Genomic DNA, 19,714 nt, shown 5'->3' with positions numbered 1-19,714 from the left:
ATAATGAGATGTAGATCACATTATAGCCGCCACACCGATTGTGGTGGCGGCTACGGCCGCCTTATCAGCTGAACCAGCATGGCGTTCATCACAATCAACTACTGCTCCACCGAACTCTCCATCCCCGGCTCCGTCAGTGTCGCTCTCAAACGCGGTAGGCTCTGCGGATAATTTTGCTGCACAAACTCAATCATCTTCTCGCGCACGTAGCAGCGTAAATCCCAGGCCGTAGGGGAGTTTTGCGCGGTCATCAATAAGCGGATAGTCATGGTTTTATCCGTCGTATCGGTCACCTGCAGTACCTGGGTCTGTTGATCCCACAGCTTGGTTTCACTGAGGACTTTTTCAAAATGCTTTCGCAGTGGCTCCAGTGGCATGGAGTAATCCAGGTAAAGAAACACCGAGCCTAATATCTGTGCGTTATTACGCGTCCAGTTTTGGAAGGCGTTTTCGGTAAAGTAGGTAATGGGCAGCACCAGACGTCGCAAATCCCAAATACGTACCACCACATAAGTCAGGTTTATCTCCTCAATCCAGCCCCACTCATTTTCCACCACCACCGCATCATCAATTTTAATCGGCTGCGTAAAGGCAATTTGTATGCCTGCAAACAGATTGACCAGCGACTTCTGCAAGGCAAAGCCGATGATGATGCCCGCCACGCCCGCACCGGCAAGGATAGTGGTGCCGAATTTTCGCACTCCAGGGAAGCTGAGTAGAATCAGAGTGAGACAGAATGAGACCAGTATGACAATCGCGACCTTTTTGACATAGATGATTTGCGTGCGAATTTTACGGGCGCGAAGATTATTTGACAGGTTGATATCATAGCGAATAAACAACATATCCTGTGCGACATTGGTCAGGCGAATTAAAATCGAACACAATGACAATATAGTAAAAATATTCAGCGTGGTGGTAATAAAGGAGAGCGAGTCCGGTCGGACATTAACGTAATTCACCCCAACATTGATCAACAGTAAAGGGATGAATAAAAACAGGGAGCCACGCAGGTGCTTTTCAAGTGATTTGAAGAGCTTTCGATCACGACTCTGCCAGTAGCGGATGAATCGGAGGAGTAAGAATCGGGCCAGGAAACCCACTGCTAATGAGAGGGTGACAAGCAATACAGCAGGCACCCACGATGGCGCGCCAGATAACTCATCAAATATCAACGGCATTATTTCCCCTTATATTAATCTCACAACCTAAAGTTGTCAGATAAGTCCCAAAAATCAGTCATCGATGTTTTCTCGTTTATCTGTGAATGACGGGATTCACATCTATTAGTTTATGAAAGATTGGGCTTATTGGTTTGATTCATGCGTAAATAATCTGCTGGGTGAGTGATTTTAATATTTAATGCCCTGATATATATAGAGTAAATAAAATTTGTGAGTAGGGCATTCGACTTTACGCTAACTTTTACTGACATCAGAACACGTCAAAATGGCCTGCCAGGTGCAGCAGGCCAATGTGCCTGAAGGATATTGTGCGCAGCGGCTTCGTTACGCGGAAGCGTTATTAAATTGTCGGTTCGTTCATCGTTAATGGCGTATACGCAGGGTAATCACTGTATCCTTTATCATCGCCTCCAAAGAAATGCTCCCGCTGATAAGCCGTTAAAGGGTAGCCATGACGAATGCGATGCGGCAAATCAGGATTCGATGTAAACAGGCGACCAAAGGCAATTAAATCGGCATCGCCATTTTGCAGCATGTTTTCTGCATCACCTGGCTTGAACCCGCCCGCTGCGATAATGGTCCCCTGATAAAATGCGCGCAAATCATGGCTGGCAACCGGCTCGTTATAATAGCCAGCCTCCCGATCTTCCGGCCCCACGATGCGCGGTTCAATAATATGCAGATAAGCCAGATCAAATGGGTTGAGCTGTTCTGCGAGATAACGGAATGTTGCGCCGGGATCGCTGTCATGCATATCGCCATAAATTCCGCTGGGCGAAATACGCACCGCCACGCGTCCTGTGCCCCAAATCTCCGTCAGCGCTTCAACCGACTCCAGCAAGAAGCGCGCCCGGTTTGCCAGGGAGCCGCCATAGTTATCGGTGCGTGTATTACTGCCATCCAGCAGAAACTGCTCGGGTAAATATCCATTGGCAGCATGCAGTTCGACACCATCAAAACCCGCCGATTTTGCGCGTAAGGCTGCCTGGCGTAACTCCGCCATCAGCCCCTCAATCTCACTGACATCCAAAGCGCGTGGAGTAGGGAACAGCTTACCCTCATAGGCACCTTGCGCGTTTTTGACAACGCCATACGTCTCTCTGGCAATGAGTGCCGAAGGGGCAACAGGTTGGCGTCCAGATGACAGTTCAGGCAGTGACTGGCGGCCGGGGTGCCAGAGCTGAAGGATGATTTTGCTGCCGCGAGCGTGCACGGCGTCCACTACACGCTGCCAGCCTGCCTGTTGCGCGTCGGTAAAGATGCCGGGGGCATCCTGATACGCATTGGCGAAAGGCGAAACCGCTGTGGCTTCCGCGATAAGCAGGCCGCCCTGGCTCGCCCGCTGACGATAATACTCAATCATCAATTCGCCAGGCACGCCGCCTTGTTCGGTTCTCATGCGTGTAGTGGGCGCCATGACGACGCGATGAGCTAACTCTAATTTTCCTGCTGTAACCGGTGACATTAACGTTTGCATTCGCTTCTCCTGGTGGCCGCGCAGGAGTCCCTGGCGGCATCAATTTTTAGCAATCTAAGAGGGGATCACTGCGTGTTCATGGAGTGAGCAACCTGAGCAGCGCTAATGCCTTCCAGTGCCAGGCCGTAGCCAATCCCTTCGTCTAACAGACGTTTCAGGCGTTGAGTCAGCGCGATGCGGGTATAGCGAGAGGTCAATGGTGGCAGTGCAGCAATGCCGTCGGCAATTTCATGGGCACGACTCAGCAGTCTATCGGCTGGAACGATTTCGTTGACGACACCCCAGTCTTTCGCCGTCTGAGCATCCAGTTCCTGCCGGGTGAGCAGGAAGTAGCGACCGCGAATCGATCCGATTACCTCTGGCCACAAGATGTGCACACCATCACCGGGCACAATGCCGAATTCGAAATGCGGCTTGTCCTGGAAAACCGTTTCTGGCGTGGCGAGAATGATATCGGTCAACAGAGCATATTCGCTGTGCAGCAGAACCGGGCCGTTCAACGCGGTGATCATTGGGACTTCGATATCCAGAATATTGCTCAGCACTTTTCTGCCTTCGCGCAGAATTTTGTCGAAGCCTAATGGGCTGAAGAAATCGAAGCCTTCCGGGCTGATGGCGTCCATAAAGGCATCGCCTGAGCCGGTTAGGATCACTGCGCGGTTTTCACGATCTTCGCCAATCGCATGGAATAGGGCCACGAACTGTTCATGGGTGTGGCCATCAAACACCAGTTTCTCACCGGCGGTATGGAATTTGACTTCCAGCACACCGTTCGGTTTGCGGGTCAGGTGAGCGTTAGGGAAGCTATGACGATAAGTTTCGAACGTTGACATGGTGGCGATCCTTGTTGTTACCAGTCCGGAGTGGCTGGCCGTGAAACAACAATATTCCATTCCATTAAGAATGGGATCGCCGCGAAATTAGATAACACCTATTCCGTTAAGGAATGGGGTGTTTTCACTGCTCCGCCATGACGTTTTCGACAAAGCCAGCGAACTGCCGTGCTTTAGCACTCGCCAGCCGGCCATGAGGAAACACGGCCCACAGATCGATGGCAGGCAGTTGCCATGACGTCAGGACTTTCTGCACCGTCCCGTTTTTTAACTCATCCGCAAACATCCAGTCGGAAGCAATACATAATCCCATATGGCTGAGGACGGCAGCGCGTTGTCCTTCTGCGGCGCTTACCCGAATGCGCCCTCGCAACGCCGTAGAGACCACCGCATCCTGACAGGTGAATGACCAGACGCTGGGCTGCGGGTTATACAGCACCGCCTCATGTTCGACTAAATCAGCCGGTTTTTTCGGTTTCCCTTTTATCGCGAGGTATTGCGGTGTCGCCATCACCGACCGCGGCCCCGTAGCCAACTTGCGTGCCACTACACCGGAGTCAGGTAAATTTCCCATGCGCAGTGACACATCGATACCTTCGGCAATCAGATCAATCACCCGATCATCAAGAATGACATCCACCTCCAGCTCCGGATGCTCCTCAAGAAACCGAGGGAGTTGAGGGATGATATGCAGCCTGGCAAAGGTTGTGGCGGCGGAAAGCCGTAATTTACCGGATAACCCTTTTCCGGCTCCTCTGGCGGCCAGTTCAGCTTCGTCGGCTTCCTGAAGGGCGGTAAGGGCGCGTTCGTAATAGCGTTGTCCGGCTTCGGTGGGGGTCAGACCATGGGTCGATCGGGTCAGTAAACGGGTTTGTAAGCGCGACTCCAGCTGAGCAACGATTTTAGATACCGCTGGCTGGCCGACATTAAGTTGTCTGGCCGCTGCAGAGAAGGAGCCGGTATCCACCACCCGGATATAGGTGGCCATGGCCTGAAAGCGATCCATATCATTCCTCAAAAGAATAGATGTTATCCCAGCAGCATATCTACCATTCCCAATGGGCGCCAGCCAATATCCGGATCACGTTGTCGGGGCTGGCCCGGCAAAATCTTGATAAGGGATTCACCATGATTGATGTCTATGCATTTGCCACGCCCAACAGCATTAAAGTGCCTGTCGCACTGGAAGAACTCGGTGTTGATTATGTTTTGCATGCGGTGAATGTGCGCAAAGGCGAACAGAAGTCAGCCGAATTTATTGCGTTGAACCCTAACGGAAAAGTCCCGGTATTGGTTGATAGCGAGGCTGCATCTGAACCTTTCATTCTGACGGAATCAGCGGCCATTCTGGTTTATCTTGCCGAGAAAACTGGCAAGCTGTTGCCGACTTCTGGTGAGGCAAGGGCGCGCGTATTCGAACAACTGTTTTTCCATGCTTCAGGGTTGGGGCCAGCCTTTGGTCAGTCTGGTTTCTTTCAGCGTCAGGCATCCGAACCGCAGCCGCTGGCGATCCAGCGCTTTACCACCGAAGCGGCTCGTACTCTGAACGTGCTGGATAAGGTGCTGGCTGATCATCATTTTGTGGCGGGAGAAGAGATGACCATTGCGGATATTGCGCACTTTGGTTGGTTGTGGCGTCGTGAATTTGCCGGGGTAAGCTTTGAGCATGCCCCTAATGTGGCTCGATGGTTTGATGAGATGGCGGCCCGGCCTGCGGTTCAGCGCGCTATCGAACGCGTTAACGCGCTTGCTCCACAGTAAGTACTGTTAATCGGAGGACATGATGAAGAGAACGTTTTTAATTACGGGTGCCAGTAAAGGCATTGGCCTGGCGTTGGCGCATCGCCTCGCGAACGCGGGCCACCAGGTGGTGGGCATTGCCCGAGCAATCCGCGATGATTTTCCGGGTACCTTGATCAGCGCAGACCTGGCAGACACAAATAAAACGCAGAAGATGTTTGACCAGCTCAGTCAGCGTTTCACCTTTGATGGCATCGTGAACAATGTGGGATTGGTTAAACCGCAGCGGTTAGGCGAGGTTGATTTAGCCGCTTTCGAGGATGTGATGCGAGTGAATCTTTACCCGGCAATCCAGGGAACGCAGGCCATTCTCGCCGGTATGAGAGAGCGGGGCTGGGGACGCATCATCAATATTTCCAGCCTTACAGTGCTCGGCAGTGTTGAGCGAACCGCTTATGCAGCCGCTAAATCGGCTCTACTAAGCTTCACCCGTAACTGGGCGCTGGAACTCGCACAGACAGGGATTACCGTTAATGCGGTTGCGCCCGGGCCGACAGAAACGGAGTTATTCCGTGCTAATAATCCGCCGGGAAGTTCAGGTGAAGCGCGTTATCTGAAGAGCGTGCCAATGAATCGGTTTGGCAAACCGGATGAGATTGCCGCGACCATTGCTTTTCTGTTGTCTGAAGATGCCGCCTTCATGACCGGGCAAACATTGTATGTTGATGGCGGCGCATCGATAGGCAATCTTATTTTCTGAAAAGATAAAATGCGGGGGAATAGGGGATAAAGCGTTCCCCCGCTGGTCACTTCAGCACTTTTGGTCGCCATAAATAGCAGCAATAAAGTCTAACAACTGACTCGCCACCTTTTCTGGGGCCTCTAAAGGCAGGAGATGTCCAACACCGGGGATGATCTGCATAACAGCATGTGGAATGTGCGGCAGTAAATCGCTTTGCAATGTCGAGGGAGGATCGACGCGGTCCAGTTCCCCAGAAATGACCTTCACCGGAACCGTTATCGCAGCGACTTCCTTGCGAATATCATCGCTGATCGCCACGTTTGGCCAACCCTCTTTGGCCCCAGGGGAAGCGCTCAGGCTATCTTCAATAACCTGCTCACGCAGTGCAGGACTTAATGCGCCTACAGTCAGAACATTATCGATCACATAGCTGACCGATTCGCGGCTGCAATAGGCGCTGGCTAACGTCTCACGCTGTTCGGTGGTCAGGCGCATTGGCGCAGGTGGGGAAGGCGCGACCAGCATCAGGCCCTCAAGACCCGCAGGGCGACGCGACGCCATCAGTTGGGCCACTTTTCCTCCCATCGAATGACCCACCAATATGTATCGTTTTAGCTCAAGTGCTGAAATAACCCCTTCGGCATCCTGGGCAAGATCAGCAATCCGATATCCGGAGGACGGTGCGTCAGACTCGCCCCAGCCGCGGTGGTCGATAGCCACGGTGCGGTAACGATCGGGTAACTGATGTATCACTTTCTCCCAGGTACGGGACGAGCCCCCATAATAATGGAGAAACACCAGCGCTATTTCACCGCTGCCCTGCTGCTGCACGTTAATCCCAATCCCATTCACTACCATTTTCATCGTTCATACCTCTTCAGGAAATTGAGGTCATGGTAATTATGATTTCGGTGGATGATAATTAGCGAAAATGTATCGACAGACGATATCCAGAGTATCGAATGGTTGAGGTTAATGGACAGATTTACCAGCATGCAGATCTTTATCGCGGCAGTCGAGGAAGGCAGCTTTGCCGCCGCCGCCAGACGTTTTCAGCTTTCGCCTGCCATGGCAGGAAAGCATGTCAGCGCGATAGAGTCCGATTTAAATGTCCGGTTGCTACAGCGTTCGACCCGCCGTCTCAGCATGACCGATGCCGGTCAGCGATATTACGTTCGTTGCAAAGCGATTCTTGAGGCGATGGAAGAAGCGAACCGGGAAGCCAGCGATATTCAAACCACTCCACGAGGCTTGCTTCGCATCGCCGCGCCGGTCGCCTTCGGTGCCATGCATTTAGGCCAGATCGTCTCACGCTATCTTGAGCAATTTCCGCAAGTCACTCTGGATGTGGTACTGGATGACAAATACGCAGACCTGCTGGAAAACCGCATTGATGTGGCTATCCGGGTTGGGCGTCTTGATGATCCGTTGCTCGTTACGCGGCGGCTGGCACCTTGCAGGATGATGTTGTGTGCCTCACCCGCGTACTTGCAACAGCAGGGTACACCTGAGACGCCAGAGGAACTTTCCCGTGCGCCTCGTCTGGCGTTTAGTCAGGCGGTATCAACAGGCGACTGGACGATCTATGACACTCAAGGCCGGCCACACACTATTGAAGGCGCATGCCGTATGACGGCCAATAACATCCAGCTGCTGCTTGAAGCCGCGTTGGCTGGAACAGGCATTGCGTACGGCCCAAGCTTTGTGTTTGGCGAACATATAAAGCAGGGCAGGCTGATAACCCTTCTGCCTACATATCGCACCACTGAACTCACCCTGCAAGCGGTTTATCCCAGCGCGATTCGTATTCCATCTAAAGTGCGCAGCTTTGTGGATTTTATTGCTGAAGCCTTAGGTGATGCCCCGCTGTAACGTCATGGGTTTTAACGACAGCCGCTATTTTCAGGCAATGAATATCATGCAGTGGCGTTTGCCCCTCTGAATCTGTCGTGATGCTTTCACTCCCGTGCGGCATTCGGCGTTCTTTCTATATCCAGTCAATCACTGTCAAAAAGACAATGAGAATCATTAACTTCCACGTTTTTTCGTGAACGAAATGTAGTGAATTCACTGGGATAAATAGGATGGAATAGTGTTGCTACTTTCAACTTTGTAGAGGAGTGACGTCAAAGATTAATGCATTAATGACTGAAATTTAACGATTATATTTTTATGGATGGCACCGCTTTTTCCTGAATATTGATGACGCAAACCTGTAGTGTTAAGACCGACATTGCATATTTACTACTACATCAAATCATGATGAAATGATTATCACTTGCATTTGGATGTGCATTTTTTCGAAAAAAATACCGGACCTGCCGACCACGCTACCCCGCTCAATCACAGACGGAAGCATGACAGGATGGGGTCAAACCATAAAAAACAGTTTGTGTTAATTTCAGGGGATAAGAGTCAAGAATGAGCCAATATAAATCCGCTCAGCGCCGCAAGCATTCCATGGGGAAAATATGGCTTGCGGTTTACAGTGGTGCATTATTATCTTCAGCCAGCAGTTTTGCCGCTGATGATAATAATACCCTTACTGTTACCGCTGCTGAACCAACGGTACAAGCTGATAATGGATACTCCAGCCCGACCACCTCCGTCGCCAGTAAAACACCGACGTCGAAACTGAATGAAGCGCAGTCAGTCAGTGTCGTGACACAAAAACAGCTGCAAGATTATCAGTCTACTACTGTGTCCGACGCCATGCGTTTTGTTAGTGGTGCGTCGCAAGCGAATACATTGGGCCAGACAGAAGACGGCATTGTTCGTCGCGGCTTTGGTTCAAACTCTGATGGATCTGTTTTCCGTGACGGTATCCGTAGCAGCCAGGGGCTTAATCTTGATGCGACTACGGATCATGTCGAGGTATTAAAAGGATCCTCCTCGCTGTTATACGGTATCCTCAATCCCGGCGGGATGATTAATGTCGTCAGTAAAAAACCACAATATGACTGGCACACCATTGTCGGTGGGCATTACAACAGCACCGGCGGCGGGGCCGGAAATATTGATATTACGGGACCACTGGGCAATGGTTTTGCTTTTCGTCTGATTGCTGAGAAGCAAGCGCAGAACTACTGGCGTGGATACGGTAATGAAAAACACAATTTACTGGCGCCTTCATTACAATGGTATGGCGATAACGCCAGCTTTTATATCAGCTATGAAAGCTATCAATACGATATTCCGTACGACCGTGGTACGGCATTTATTGATGGAAAACCGATTGATATCGGCTACAAAACCCGTCTGGATGATTATTCGAACCGAGCGTGGGGGCGTAATCAGACATTTAATACCCATTGGGATTATCAGTTTAATGATACCTGGTCGACTCGCGTAACCTTGGGTATGAACCAACGTAAGTACAGCAGCAACACCATGACCACCACCGCCATTAATACTACTACCGGTGTTGTCACTCGGCGTCCGGATGCGTTCCGTGGCTTTAACCATAAAACAAAATATGTTTCCTGGGACGCCATTGGTACGCCAGAAATATTTGGCATGGTGCATAATCTGGTGGTCGGCACTGATTATGAAATGAACCAAACCTATCGTGCTCACGCTTATAACGGTACAAAGAATAACGACTTCACCCTGAGCAATCCGGTCTATGGCCTGGATACCATCACTGACAGCAGTACGGAGAAAACCGCTGACAGTAATCTGCTCAACCGCATTCACAATCGTTCCGTCTATTTTAAAGACAGTATTGACCTGACTTCGCAGTGGACTGCTGTCGCCGGTGCCCGTTATCAGCATTATGAGCAACGTGAATCAAGAGGCAGTAATTCCACACTGACTTACAGCGACGAAGGGAATAAGTTCCTGCCGCAAACCGGGTTGATTTATAAGCTGACACCGACCGTCTCTTTCTATGGCAGCTTAAGTAAATCGTTTACACCTTCTACTAACCCGGATGACAGCGGTGACGTCGAAGCACCGGAACAGGGCACAACCTATGAAGTGGGCAGTAAATGGCAAATGACACCAGCCCTGCTGGCCACGGTTGCGCTTTACCGTATCGATGAGCGCAATGTTGCCTTAGCGTTAAACGAGGGAACCTATGCCGTGGATAAAGCCCGCTCCAGCGGCGTTGAGCTAGAGCTGAACGGAGAGATTTTGCCGGACTGGGATATCAGTGCCAATTACAGCTACAACCAGGCGAAAATTGTTAACGATAAAACCGATCCGACGAATAATGGCAACCGTCTGCAAAACGCACCACGAAATTCCGGGGCGGTCTATTTAAGCCATAATCTGCACTTAAATCTGTTGCCGGGCAGTTTCCGTCTCGGCGGAGGGGTGCGTTATATGGGCACGCGTACGGGCGATCCAAGCAACAGCTTTACTCTGCCTGCATATACCGTTGCCGACAGTTTTATTGGCTGGGATAACCAACTGCTGGGTAAAAAAACGCATCTGCAGTTGAATCTCAACAATATCTTTAACAAGCATTATTACACCTCGAGCGGCGGTAATCTGCGCGTAGCGGAAGGCGAAACACGTAACCTGGTGCTCAGCGCCAGCGTGGAGTTCTAACCCCGTTATCCCTGACGTCAGGCGGTGCCCGCTAAGGCACCGCCTGTTCCGTGTGGGATGGTGGTTAATCCACTGTCAAACGCCGATCAAACTAAATCTTCTTTCCTGCCAATCGGTTTGCACAACCCCCCAAGATCTGAGTTGATCAAACCGAGGGGATTGGTAATACTGTTTTTATATACAGTATTATTGAAGGCCATCATCATGGTGTTTTATCAACCCGCGGAAATCCGCGCCATCCTCAGCTTGCCCCTGTTTATCAGCCGTGTGCCCTGTGGTTTTCCCTCGCCAGCGCAGGACTACGTTGAGCAGCGTATTGACCTCAACGATCTCTGCGTCGCGCATCCCAGCGCAACTTATTTCATTAAAGTCAGCGGTGACTCGATGATTGAAGGTGGGATCAGTGACGGCGATATGCTGATTGTGGATAGCTCGCTAAGAGCAGAGCAGGGCGATGTGGTGGTGGCCGCCATAGACGGTGAGTTTACGGTGAAGCAGTTGATGCTGAAGCCTTACCTGCATCTCAAACCGATGAATGCCGCACACGCCATCATTCCTGTCTCTGACCCAGACCAGTTTGAGATCTTTGGAGTTGTGCAACATGTCATCAAAACGTTGAAAAAATAATGTTCGCGCTGGTGGATGTGAACTCATTCTATGCCTCATGTGAGACGGTGTTTAGACCCGATCTCAAAGGCAAGCCGGTGATCGTGTTAAGTAACAACGACGGCTGTGTCATCGCGCGCTCTGCGGAGGCCAAAAAGTTAAAGATTGGTATGGGCGGCCCCTATTTCAAAATCAAAGATGAGCTACGTCGCCATAACGTGCATGTGTTCAGTTCTAACTATGCGCTCTATGCGGACATGAGCCTACGCGTGATGACGATACTGGAAGAGATGGCGCCTGCTGTTGAGATCTACTCGATTGACGAAGCGTTTATGAATCTCACGGGGGTGCGTAATTGTTGTGTGCTGGAAGAGTTTGGCCGGGAAGTCCGTGAACGAATCCAACGCGAGACGCATTTGACGGTTGGGGTAGGCATCGCGCCCACCAAAACCCTGGCCAAACTGGCCAACCATGCGGCAAAAAAATGGACGAAAACCGGTGGTGTGTTGGATCTCTCCAACCCTGAACGACAAAAGAAACTGTTGGCACTGGTGCCGGTGGAAGAGGTATGGGGTGTCGGGTGTCGTATCAGTAAAAAACTGAACGACATGGGCATCATCACTGCCAAAGATTTGTCCGAGCAGAGTACCTGGGTTATCCGCAAACATTTCAATGTGGTGCTGGAGCGCACCGTGCGGGAACTGCGTGGTGAGCCCTGTCTGGAGTTGGAAGAGGCTGTGCCAACCAAACAGCAGATCATCAGCTCACGCTCTTTTGCCGGGCGCATCACTGACTATGCCGATATGCGAGAGGCCGTGTGCAACTATGCCGTGCGTGCCGCCGAAAAACTGCGTGGAGAGCGGCAATATTGTCGACAGATTGGCGTGTTTATTCGCACCAGTCCCCATGCTGAAGGTGAAGTTTTTTACGGTAATCAGGCAATTGGTTCGTTGCTGACGCCGACTAACGACACACGCGACATTATTCGTGTTGCTCTGGAAGCATTAGATCGTATCTGGCGGGAAGGATGTCGCTATATGAAAGCAGGCGTCATGTTGGGTGACTTTTACAGTCAGGGCATCGCGCAACTGGACCTGTTTGATCGCATCCAACCGCAGGCCAACAGTGAAGCACTGATGCATGTGATAGATGACATCAATAAAAAAGGAAAAGGTCATCTTTGGTTTGCTGGACAAGGGATACAGAAAGCCTGGTCGATGAAACGCGAGATGTTATCTCCGGCTTACACGACCCGATATGTTGACTTGCCTGTTGCAAAGTAGATTTGCTAAACCAGAAGAAGATGAGTAGAAAATAATGTAGAGGGAATCCAAGGATGGCCCGTAATTTTAGTCAGGGCTGTAAAAAAATGGGCATTTTTGCTTTAATTATCAGATGTAGAATGATGAGAGGACAGTATGACAAAAGCCTATATAACAAAATATGCATTAACCCGGGGCATCTACATCGCGGAAGGTGAGCTTAAAAATGACGGTGACGTATTTGTACAGCAGCGTGACCGTGAGTATAACTTTGAGCAGTTTTTTAAGAAGAAAGAGTTTCAGTTGACCGAGGAAGAGGCCTTGGCGCGAGCAGATAAGATGCGTGCAGCGCAACTCAAAAAACTGGCGAAGGAATATCAAAAGCTCAGTGAATTAGCGTTCACCATTAAAGCGTAAGTCAGAACTGCCGCAAGGCACGCCAGTCGAGGCTTGGCGGTCAGACAGAGTGAGTTTCAGTATTGCGTAAGGAATTCGAAAAAATAATGAAACTCTGTTTCAAGGTTTTCCGAAAAATTCACTCAGGCCGCCGCTCACTGGCGGCATTTTTATTTCATCGGGACATCAGCATTGCGCTGTGCCGCAGAATAAAACAACGAATGTGTGATAATAGCGAAGCGGCGAAAGGTTCTGCCGATTATGTTAACCCGAGTAGTTGAGTTATTGTAATAAAATGGACCAATAATAAGCAGAGGTTCGCGTGCGCGAGAACGAAATCGATATCAATTATTACGCCACCGAGATCCGGAAATTAGCGGCAGCCCATCAGGCTGGAGAAACATTGAACGAAGTGAAAACCAGAGTGGATCACCTTATTCAACAAATGAAAGAGACGCTCGGTAGCGATAAAGTCTGGCAGGCTAAACAATGGGAAGCGTTGTTGAGCGAGTTAAATATCTATCTGACCAATAAGGTCGATCCGAAGTGGATGACGGTGATTTCGCATGCCAAATTCCGCATTAAAAGCCGCAGGCAAACCGCCATCTACTCGCGCAAACATTTTCGCCAGTAAGGGGAGAATAGTGTGAACGTTGAGCAATAATCGGTCGCCATTAATGGCGACTTTACAAGAATGGATGTGGTTTTTCGTTGGGTGCGCATTGATGCGCACCGACATGAAAATACTCTTCTCCGCCGTTCCTGATAGGGGTTACCCCAAGAAGTGGTGCACCGCGAGGTTAATCGCACCGCCACCGACAATCAGCCAGATAAACAGCATCAGCCCTAACAGCAGCGGGCGTAAACCAGCTTTTTTCAACTGACTGATATGGGTCGTCAGGCCGAGAGCGGCCATCGCCATCGCCAGTAAAACGTTATCCAGTTGATTGATCATCGCAATAGCGGAAGCGGGAATCAGGTGCGCAGAGTTGAACAGCGCCACCAGGATAAACGCCAGTGCAAACCAAGGGAAGGTAATGCGTTGTTTCTCGCCGCCAGTGACGGGTGAGGTACGACGCATCATCAAGCCAATGACCACCAGGAACGGCGCCAGCATCATCACGCGCAACATTTTGGCGATCACTGCCGCGTTCTCGGTTTCCCCACTGATGGCGTGCCCAGCGGCAACCACCTGCGCCACTTCATGCATGGTTGAGCCGGTGTAAACACCAAATTCGCTCAGACTGACACCTGGCAGCAGCGGAGAGACGCTATGCCAGATGAGCGGGTAAAGGAAAATCGCCACGGTACCAAAGATCACCACGGTCGCCACCGCGACGGCCACTTTGGATGATTCGGCTTTGATCACCGGCTCAGTTGCCAGTACCGCAGCGGCACCACAAATGCTACTGCCCGCACCAATCAACCACGCGGTTTCACGATCCAGTTTCAGTATCTTACGCCCCAGCCAGCAGGCGAGGGTAAAGGTACTGGTTAACATCAGGATATCAATGACGACACCGCTTACACCCACATCCAGCACCTGCTGAAAAGTCAGCCGAAAGCCGTAAAGAATAATGCCGAGACGCAGCAGTTTCTGTTTTGCAAACTGCACGCCAGCATCACACTGACCGTGCACGGTGGGGTAGAGGGTGTTGCCCAAGATAATCCCGCCGATAATCGCCAGCGTCAGCGCACCTAAGCCGAGTTGCGCCACCGAAGGTACGTTGCCGAGCCATGCAGTTGCCAGTGCAATAACAGCGGTAAGCAGCAAGCCGGGCGCAAAATGCGCGATGCCGTGTGAGTGTTTTTGAAGAGTAATATCAGCCATAACAGCCTCCTGTGTTGCTGTTATGATGCGGAGGAAGGGCTTAAAAGAAAAACTGATTATATCGTTATAACAAACCTGAATAAGTGGTAAGGGAGGGATGGCGCAGCAATATCAGACTCGCAGCGCCAACAGAGGGATTAGATCACCATGCCCAGAATTTGCAGCGTGCTTCGCTGCGAGGCGGTGACAAACGGAATATCTTTGATGTGCTGCATGCCAAAGGCTTCCCAAAATTTACGGGCGCGCACATTTTCCGCCATCACTTCCAGCCACATGTAACCTTCGCGCTTGTCACGGGCCTCACGGATGATGCTCTCAAACATGATTTTGCCGTAGTTTTTACCGGTCTGGTCAGGATTAAGATAGAGCTTATTCAGCATCGCTCCGGTCATGCCGGAATCGGGTACGGGCGAATTCCAGGTTACTTTAGCGAAGCCCACGGGGTGATCGGTCTCGGCAATCAGCCAGCTTTCATTTTCTGCCGCAAGACTGCTGTGTAACACGGCCAGCCCATATTCTTTATCGATAAACGCATCCATCTCGTCGGCCGAAACCCACATATGTTTGAAATGGGCGCTGTAAGTCATGCGTCCCAACTGATGGAGCAGTTGCGCATCCTCGGCGTGAGCTTTGCGTATGGTGAAATTCATATCAGATGTCCCGTGTTTATGCTGGCGCAGCTGGAGGCTCCATATGCTGGCTTTTCAATGTGTTATTTTTACATTATGACCACATTGTTACACAGAACACGTAACATTTCTGTTGGTGAAATGCTGAATCGGCGCGGGGTGTTAGCGGAACACAGAGAAAACCAGCCCCGCCGATGCGTCCGACAGGGTCTGGTAACGGATATCAGAATAAATAACGAGCACCCAGCACAAACTGGTTTTCCACCAGACGGGCCTTCATCTGCTCATCTTTTAACCCACGGGCATTAGCGAAAGTGTTGTAACCGCTCTCAATTTTGCCCATATCCACATAGCGATAACCCAGGTCCAGACTGATCTGCTCAATCGGGGTATAACTGATGCCAGCGCCGATGCTGTAAGTCAGGTTGTTTTGGGTGGTGGAAGCATATTGGCGTGAGGTGTTGCCCTGCCAGCCGCCCGCTTTAATCTTGCTGACACCCACGCCCGTCGTACCGTACAGCGCCACGTTATAGCCGATTTGATAATCACGATACACGTTGAGCATCAGGCGCTGGACGTCAGTTTGCAGATGGTTATAGCTGGTGGCAAACGTGGATGAACCGCTGGTGAACTCAGATTTCTGACCAAAGGTATATTCGCCTTCTGTACGCCAGCCGTTACCCCATTGATAACCCGCTGCGAGTGCTGCTGCCGCATTGCTGGCCTTTTCATTGCCTGCCACAAACTGCCCCACGCCAGGACGTGCGCTGGTATCCATCTCTTTCGCGCGTTGTTGGCTCTGCAGATATTTTGCGGAAGCGTAGTAGCCTTCGCTGGTGTCGGATGCAGCGGCTGTTCCTGCAGCCATGACCATCGGCAGGCCAAAGATAAATGCTTTGAGTTTCATATGATTCCGTTCCCTTGTTAATAGAGAACGCATCATAGAAAAGGCAGGGCGCGGGAAAAATTCGGTTGATTACCTGGGCAACCAGGTAGAGTTACGTAGGGGAGTTTACGATCCTAATCGCATGGTCTCTGCGCGTTTCGCGGTGTCATAGACGTATTGCAGCATTGGTTCTAAATCGGCGTCCGGGCCAGCACTGATAATTTTGCCGCGCAGCCACTCAATTTCGCTGGTGATATCGGGGTGAAAAATGGTGTTGTTCTGCGCGTTGCGCAGCCATTTCAGCAAAAAATTATTCTTGCCGCGCACGCCGCCTGATTTACGCGATTTGGCATTGATTTTCAGCGCCACCAGAATGCAGTAATAGAAATGGACGCGCTGACTGTAGCTCTGAGGGATCATCAGCAGCCACCTGCCATAACATCACCAAAATGTGAACTTGATCGGATTCTCATCTTCCTGAATGCCTGCCTGAAGGCGTCAAATGACGCAGATATAGGCCTTTTCCGGCCTTATTTCCGCCTTAACACGCGCGGTAGACGCACCATATGCTAATCGGCGGCGCGGATGCAAGTGAGGAAAATCTGGTAATAAAGGCAGACCCAAGCGAAGCGTATAAAAGAGGCTGTCTTGATTTTTTGCCGCTGAAAGGCACGAAACTGTACCTTAAATGGCGAATAAACCCTGTGTGCCTGGCAAAACTGTGATCCCGGTCTACACTTAATGATGACGATGTTCGCAGTCAGGTTGCAGTGAATACGATAAAGTTGTTTGTTTGTGGAGAGTTACCTAGCGAATTGCCCTGTTATCGACAAAATCTCCTCGCAGTCAGTCCCGTGATCCATTTCACCTTCCTGGACTGAAAAACACCCAGCCTGACTCCGAACATCCTGTTGCAGCCAAAATACAGGAGGAGACGTGACCCCTGCGGTTAACCAGAACACTATCTTGCCGTCGTTAAGCGGTGGACTTTATGCCTTCTTTTTTGATGTCGACGGTACGTTGGCGGCGATTCAATCGCAGCCCGAACGCGTTTCCATTCCCGCATCAGTGCGTCAGCATCTGCAACAAATCTCCAATTTAAGTCACGGCGCGTTGGCGTTAGTTTCCGGTCGTCCCATTTCGCAACTGGATGCACTGGTGGCGCCACTGGAAGCACCTGCCGCCGGTGTTCACGGTGCGGAGCGGCGTGATGCCAGTGGGCGAGTGCACCGACAAACATTGCCGGGTGACATTGCACAAACGCTACAAATCGAGTTGCAGCAGACGCTAGATCAGTGGCCGGGCACGTTGTTGGAGGTGAAAGGGATGGCGTTTGCCCTGCATTATCGCAACGCACCGGACTATGAAAAAGCCATCATGCAGTTGGCGGAGGACGCGGTGACGCGTTTTCCGGCGTTGGCGCTACAGCCCGGCAAGTGCGTGGTGGAGTTAAAACCGCAAGGTATCGATAAAGGCGCTGCCGTGCGTGAGTTTATGCAAGAAGCACCCTTTATCGGGCGCATTCCGGTATTTGTGGGTGACGATCTGACAGACGAAAAAGGATTTATCGCGGTGAACGCCATGCAGGGCATCTCTGTCAAAGTCGGAGAAGGCGCCAGTCACGCGCGCTACCGTCTCAACAGCGTTGATGCGGTATGGCAGTGGTTGGCGCAACTATTATTACAACTAGAACATGACATCGTCGGTAAGGAGTCAAGGTTATGAGTCGTTTAGTCGTCGTATCTAACCGTATTGCCATTCCGGATGGGAGCAAAGCCAGCGCGGGGGGACTCGCAGTAGGCATTATGGATGCATTACACAATACCGGAGGCTTGTGGTTTGGCTGGAATGGGGAGATCAGTGAGTTCTCAGGGGAAGAGCAAGATGAACTTTCGCAGGTCGAACATGATGGCATTACTTATGCGTCCCTCCCGCTCAATCAAAACGATTATGATCAGTACTATTGCCAGTTTTCCAATACGGTCATCTGGCCGGCATTCCACTATCGTCTCGATTTAGTGCAATTTCAGCGTGAAGCGTGGGAGGGTTATTGCCGCGTTAATACCTTGCTGGCGCAGCGTCTGAAACCGCTGCTGCAACCCGATGACGTTTTATGGGTGCATGATTACCACCTGCTACCGTTTGCCGCAGAGCTGCGCAAACTGGGCATCAATAACCGTATCGGATTCTTTCTGCATATCCCGTTCCCGACGCCTGAAATCTTCAATGCGTTGCCGACACATCAGGAATTGTTGGAAATGCTTTGCGACTACGACTTGCTGGGTTTCCAGACAGAATCCGATCGCGTGGCTTTCCTCGACAGCTTGAGCCAGTTAACGCAGTTGCAGAATAAAGGCGAGAAGAAACACCGTGCCTTCGGCAATACCTTTATGACTGAGGTCTATCCGATTGGGATTGAGCCTGACAGCATTAAAGAGATGGCAGAAGGGCCCTTGCCGCCGAAAATGGCCGCGATGAAGCGTGAGCTGGGGGACTTACAGAATATTATTGCCAGTGAACGTCTGGATTACTCCAAGGGCTTGCCTGAGCGTTTTCAGGCTTATGAAGCGCTGCTGGAGAATTTCCCGCAGCATCGCGGCAATATCCGTTATTCGCAAATTGCGCCCACCTCACGAGGTGACGTACAGGCTTATCAGGATATTCGTCATCAATTGGAAACCGAAGCCGGGCGTATCAACGGTAAATACGGCACCCTGGGCTGGACGCCGCTCTATTACCTGAATCAGCACTTTGACCGTCGCTTGTTAATGAAAATCTTCCGCCTGACGGATGTCGGCTTGGTGACGCCATTACGTGATGGGATGAATCTGGTCGCCAAAGAGTATGTTGCGGCGCAGGACCCTGACGATCCCGGCGTACTGGTGCTGTCACGATTCGCGGGTGCGGCAAATGAGCTGACATCGGCACTGATCGTTAATCCTTACGATCGGGATGAAGTGGCAGCCGCCATGGACCGGGCATTAACGATGCCACGCACCGAGCGTATCTCGCGTTATAACGACATGATGGCAGTGCTGCGCAAGCAAGATATCACTCACTGGCGTGAGAGCTTTCTTGAGGATTTAAACACATTGCCAGTGCGCAGTGACGATCACGGAACCGCCAACAAGGTCGCCACCTTTCCAAAGTTAGCCTAATTGTCAGGTGCGCAGGGATGCGCACCGTTTCCACACCCCATTATTAATCCACGCAATCGTTTGCTTTTTGTTATGCGTTAACTGCCTGACACCACAGTCAAAAGCGCACATTTTGGTTAAAAACCGTTCAATCACACCATCAAAAAGCTTTTTTTTCATCTCAACCCTAAAGATTTGGTTGGCCAGGCCGATAGTTTGGTTACATCAATACGTAAAATCCTCAATTCATTCGTTTCTCTAATGTAACGCACTGTTACATCCACTGCCGTTCACTAAACACTCCCTACAAAGACCTAACAGTTCCCAGGCAGGCTGCGCTCAGTCTTCACGCTTCGCTATCGACCTCCTGTTAATGTCCTGCAGCAATATTCCCAGTAAGTGATTAATTTAAAAGCGATTAGTTTTAGGCTGAGTTG

General features: G+C 50.9%; 19 protein-coding genes. 10 read left to right on the top strand and 9 right to left on the bottom strand.

Features of this window, described 5'->3' with window-relative positions:
* Positions 1–98: 98 nt before the first annotated feature.
* The 4 genes from LK04_RS10790 to LK04_RS10775 all read right to left on the bottom strand — a co-directional run bounded on the left by LK04_RS10790 (position 99) and on the right by LK04_RS10775 (position 4,500).
* Entirely contained in the window at positions 99–1,181 is a 1,083-nt protein-coding gene (locus LK04_RS10790) for a mechanosensitive ion channel family protein (RefSeq protein ID WP_039333443.1), read from the bottom strand.
* 343 nt (positions 1,182–1,524) lie between these two features.
* Entirely contained in the window at positions 1,525–2,601 is a 1,077-nt protein-coding gene (locus tag LK04_RS10785) for an alkene reductase (protein ID WP_233797852.1), read from the bottom strand.
* A gap of 125 nt (positions 2,602–2,726) precedes the next feature.
* The gene (locus LK04_RS10780) at positions 2,727–3,494 is read right to left on the bottom strand and encodes an enoyl-CoA hydratase/isomerase family protein (RefSeq protein ID WP_039333439.1); all 768 of its coding nucleotides are present in this window, start codon (positions 3,492–3,494) and stop codon (positions 2,727–2,729) included.
* Positions 3,495–3,618: 124 nt separating this feature from the next.
* Positions 3,619–4,500: a LysR family transcriptional regulator gene (locus tag LK04_RS10775; protein WP_039333437.1), complete on the bottom strand. Its 882-nt coding sequence runs from the start codon at positions 4,498–4,500 to the stop codon at positions 3,619–3,621.
* A 122-nt stretch (positions 4,501–4,622) separates the two neighbouring features.
* On the opposite strand from LK04_RS10775, the gene LK04_RS10770 reads away from it, so the two are divergent.
* Positions 4,623–5,255: a glutathione S-transferase family protein gene (locus tag LK04_RS10770; RefSeq protein WP_039333435.1), complete on the top strand. Its 633-nt coding sequence runs from the start codon at positions 4,623–4,625 to the stop codon at positions 5,253–5,255.
* Positions 5,256–5,277: 22 nt separating this feature from the next.
* Positions 5,278–5,994: an SDR family oxidoreductase gene (locus LK04_RS10765; protein WP_197063345.1), complete on the top strand. Its 717-nt coding sequence runs from the start codon at positions 5,278–5,280 to the stop codon at positions 5,992–5,994.
* A gap of 51 nt (positions 5,995–6,045) precedes the next feature.
* Here the strand turns inward: LK04_RS10765 and LK04_RS10760 are convergent, their stop codons facing one another.
* Positions 6,046–6,840, bottom strand: coding sequence for an alpha/beta fold hydrolase (locus LK04_RS10760; RefSeq protein ID WP_039333432.1), 795 nt, complete (start codon positions 6,838–6,840; stop codon positions 6,046–6,048).
* 111 nt (positions 6,841–6,951) lie between these two features.
* Here LK04_RS10760 and LK04_RS10755 point away from each other — a divergent pair, with 111 nt between their 5' ends.
* From LK04_RS10755 to LK04_RS10730, 6 genes are all read left to right on the top strand, one after another.
* Complete coding sequence (locus LK04_RS10755; protein WP_231568877.1) at positions 6,952–7,848, top strand: LysR family transcriptional regulator; 897 nt, start codon at positions 6,952–6,954, stop codon at positions 7,846–7,848.
* 588 nt (positions 7,849–8,436) lie between these two features.
* Positions 8,437–10,530, top strand: a complete 2,094-nt coding sequence (locus tag LK04_RS10750) for a TonB-dependent siderophore receptor (protein ID WP_039333430.1) — start codon at positions 8,437–8,439, stop codon at positions 10,528–10,530.
* Between the two features lie 204 nt (positions 10,531–10,734).
* Positions 10,735–11,157: a translesion error-prone DNA polymerase V autoproteolytic subunit gene (gene umuD, locus LK04_RS10745; protein ID WP_039333427.1), complete on the top strand. Its 423-nt coding sequence runs from the start codon at positions 10,735–10,737 to the stop codon at positions 11,155–11,157.
* Positions 11,157–12,419, top strand: coding sequence for a translesion error-prone DNA polymerase V subunit UmuC (umuC, locus tag LK04_RS10740; RefSeq protein ID WP_039333425.1), 1,263 nt, complete (start codon positions 11,157–11,159; stop codon positions 12,417–12,419). The genes umuD and umuC overlap by 1 nt, the downstream gene beginning before the upstream one ends.
* Before the next feature lie 135 nt (positions 12,420–12,554).
* A complete protein-coding gene (locus LK04_RS10735; protein ID WP_039333423.1) occupies positions 12,555–12,815 on the top strand; it encodes a hypothetical protein in 261 nt (86 codons plus the stop codon).
* Between the two features lie 301 nt (positions 12,816–13,116).
* The gene (locus LK04_RS10730; protein WP_039333421.1) at positions 13,117–13,428 is read left to right on the top strand and encodes a hypothetical protein; all 312 of its coding nucleotides are present in this window, start codon (positions 13,117–13,119) and stop codon (positions 13,426–13,428) included.
* A gap of 138 nt (positions 13,429–13,566) precedes the next feature.
* On the opposite strand, the gene LK04_RS10725 is transcribed toward LK04_RS10730, so the two are convergent.
* From LK04_RS10725 to LK04_RS10710, 4 genes are all read right to left on the bottom strand, one after another.
* Complete coding sequence (locus tag LK04_RS10725) at positions 13,567–14,625, bottom strand: YeiH family putative sulfate export transporter (RefSeq protein WP_039333418.1); 1,059 nt, start codon at positions 14,623–14,625, stop codon at positions 13,567–13,569.
* Between the two features lie 137 nt (positions 14,626–14,762).
* Positions 14,763–15,275, bottom strand: a complete 513-nt coding sequence (locus LK04_RS10720; RefSeq protein ID WP_039333416.1) for a GNAT family N-acetyltransferase — start codon at positions 15,273–15,275, stop codon at positions 14,763–14,765.
* A gap of 202 nt (positions 15,276–15,477) precedes the next feature.
* On the bottom strand, positions 15,478–16,161 hold the full coding sequence (locus LK04_RS10715; protein WP_039333414.1) for an outer membrane protein: 684 nt from the start codon (positions 16,159–16,161) through the stop codon (positions 15,478–15,480).
* Positions 16,162–16,266: 105 nt separating this feature from the next.
* Complete coding sequence (locus tag LK04_RS10710; protein ID WP_418903600.1) at positions 16,267–16,560, bottom strand: hypothetical protein; 294 nt, start codon at positions 16,558–16,560, stop codon at positions 16,267–16,269.
* A gap of 516 nt (positions 16,561–17,076) precedes the next feature.
* Here LK04_RS10710 and otsB point away from each other — a divergent pair.
* Positions 17,077–17,865: a trehalose-phosphatase gene (otsB, locus tag LK04_RS10705; protein ID WP_039333412.1), complete on the top strand. Its 789-nt coding sequence runs from the start codon at positions 17,077–17,079 to the stop codon at positions 17,863–17,865.
* The gene (otsA, locus tag LK04_RS10700; protein ID WP_039333410.1) at positions 17,862–19,298 is read left to right on the top strand and encodes an alpha,alpha-trehalose-phosphate synthase; all 1,437 of its coding nucleotides are present in this window, start codon (positions 17,862–17,864) and stop codon (positions 19,296–19,298) included. Before otsB ends, otsA begins: the two co-directional genes overlap by 4 nt.
* The last annotated feature ends 416 nt before the right edge of the window (positions 19,299–19,714 follow it).

Origin of the sequence: Pantoea vagans (assembly GCF_001506165.1) — a bacterium.
Lineage (GTDB): Bacteria > Pseudomonadota > Gammaproteobacteria > Enterobacterales > Enterobacteriaceae > Pantoea > Pantoea vagans_C.
The sequence above is the reverse complement of the archived record's forward strand: the minus strand, read 5'-3'. Positions and strand labels throughout refer to the sequence as shown.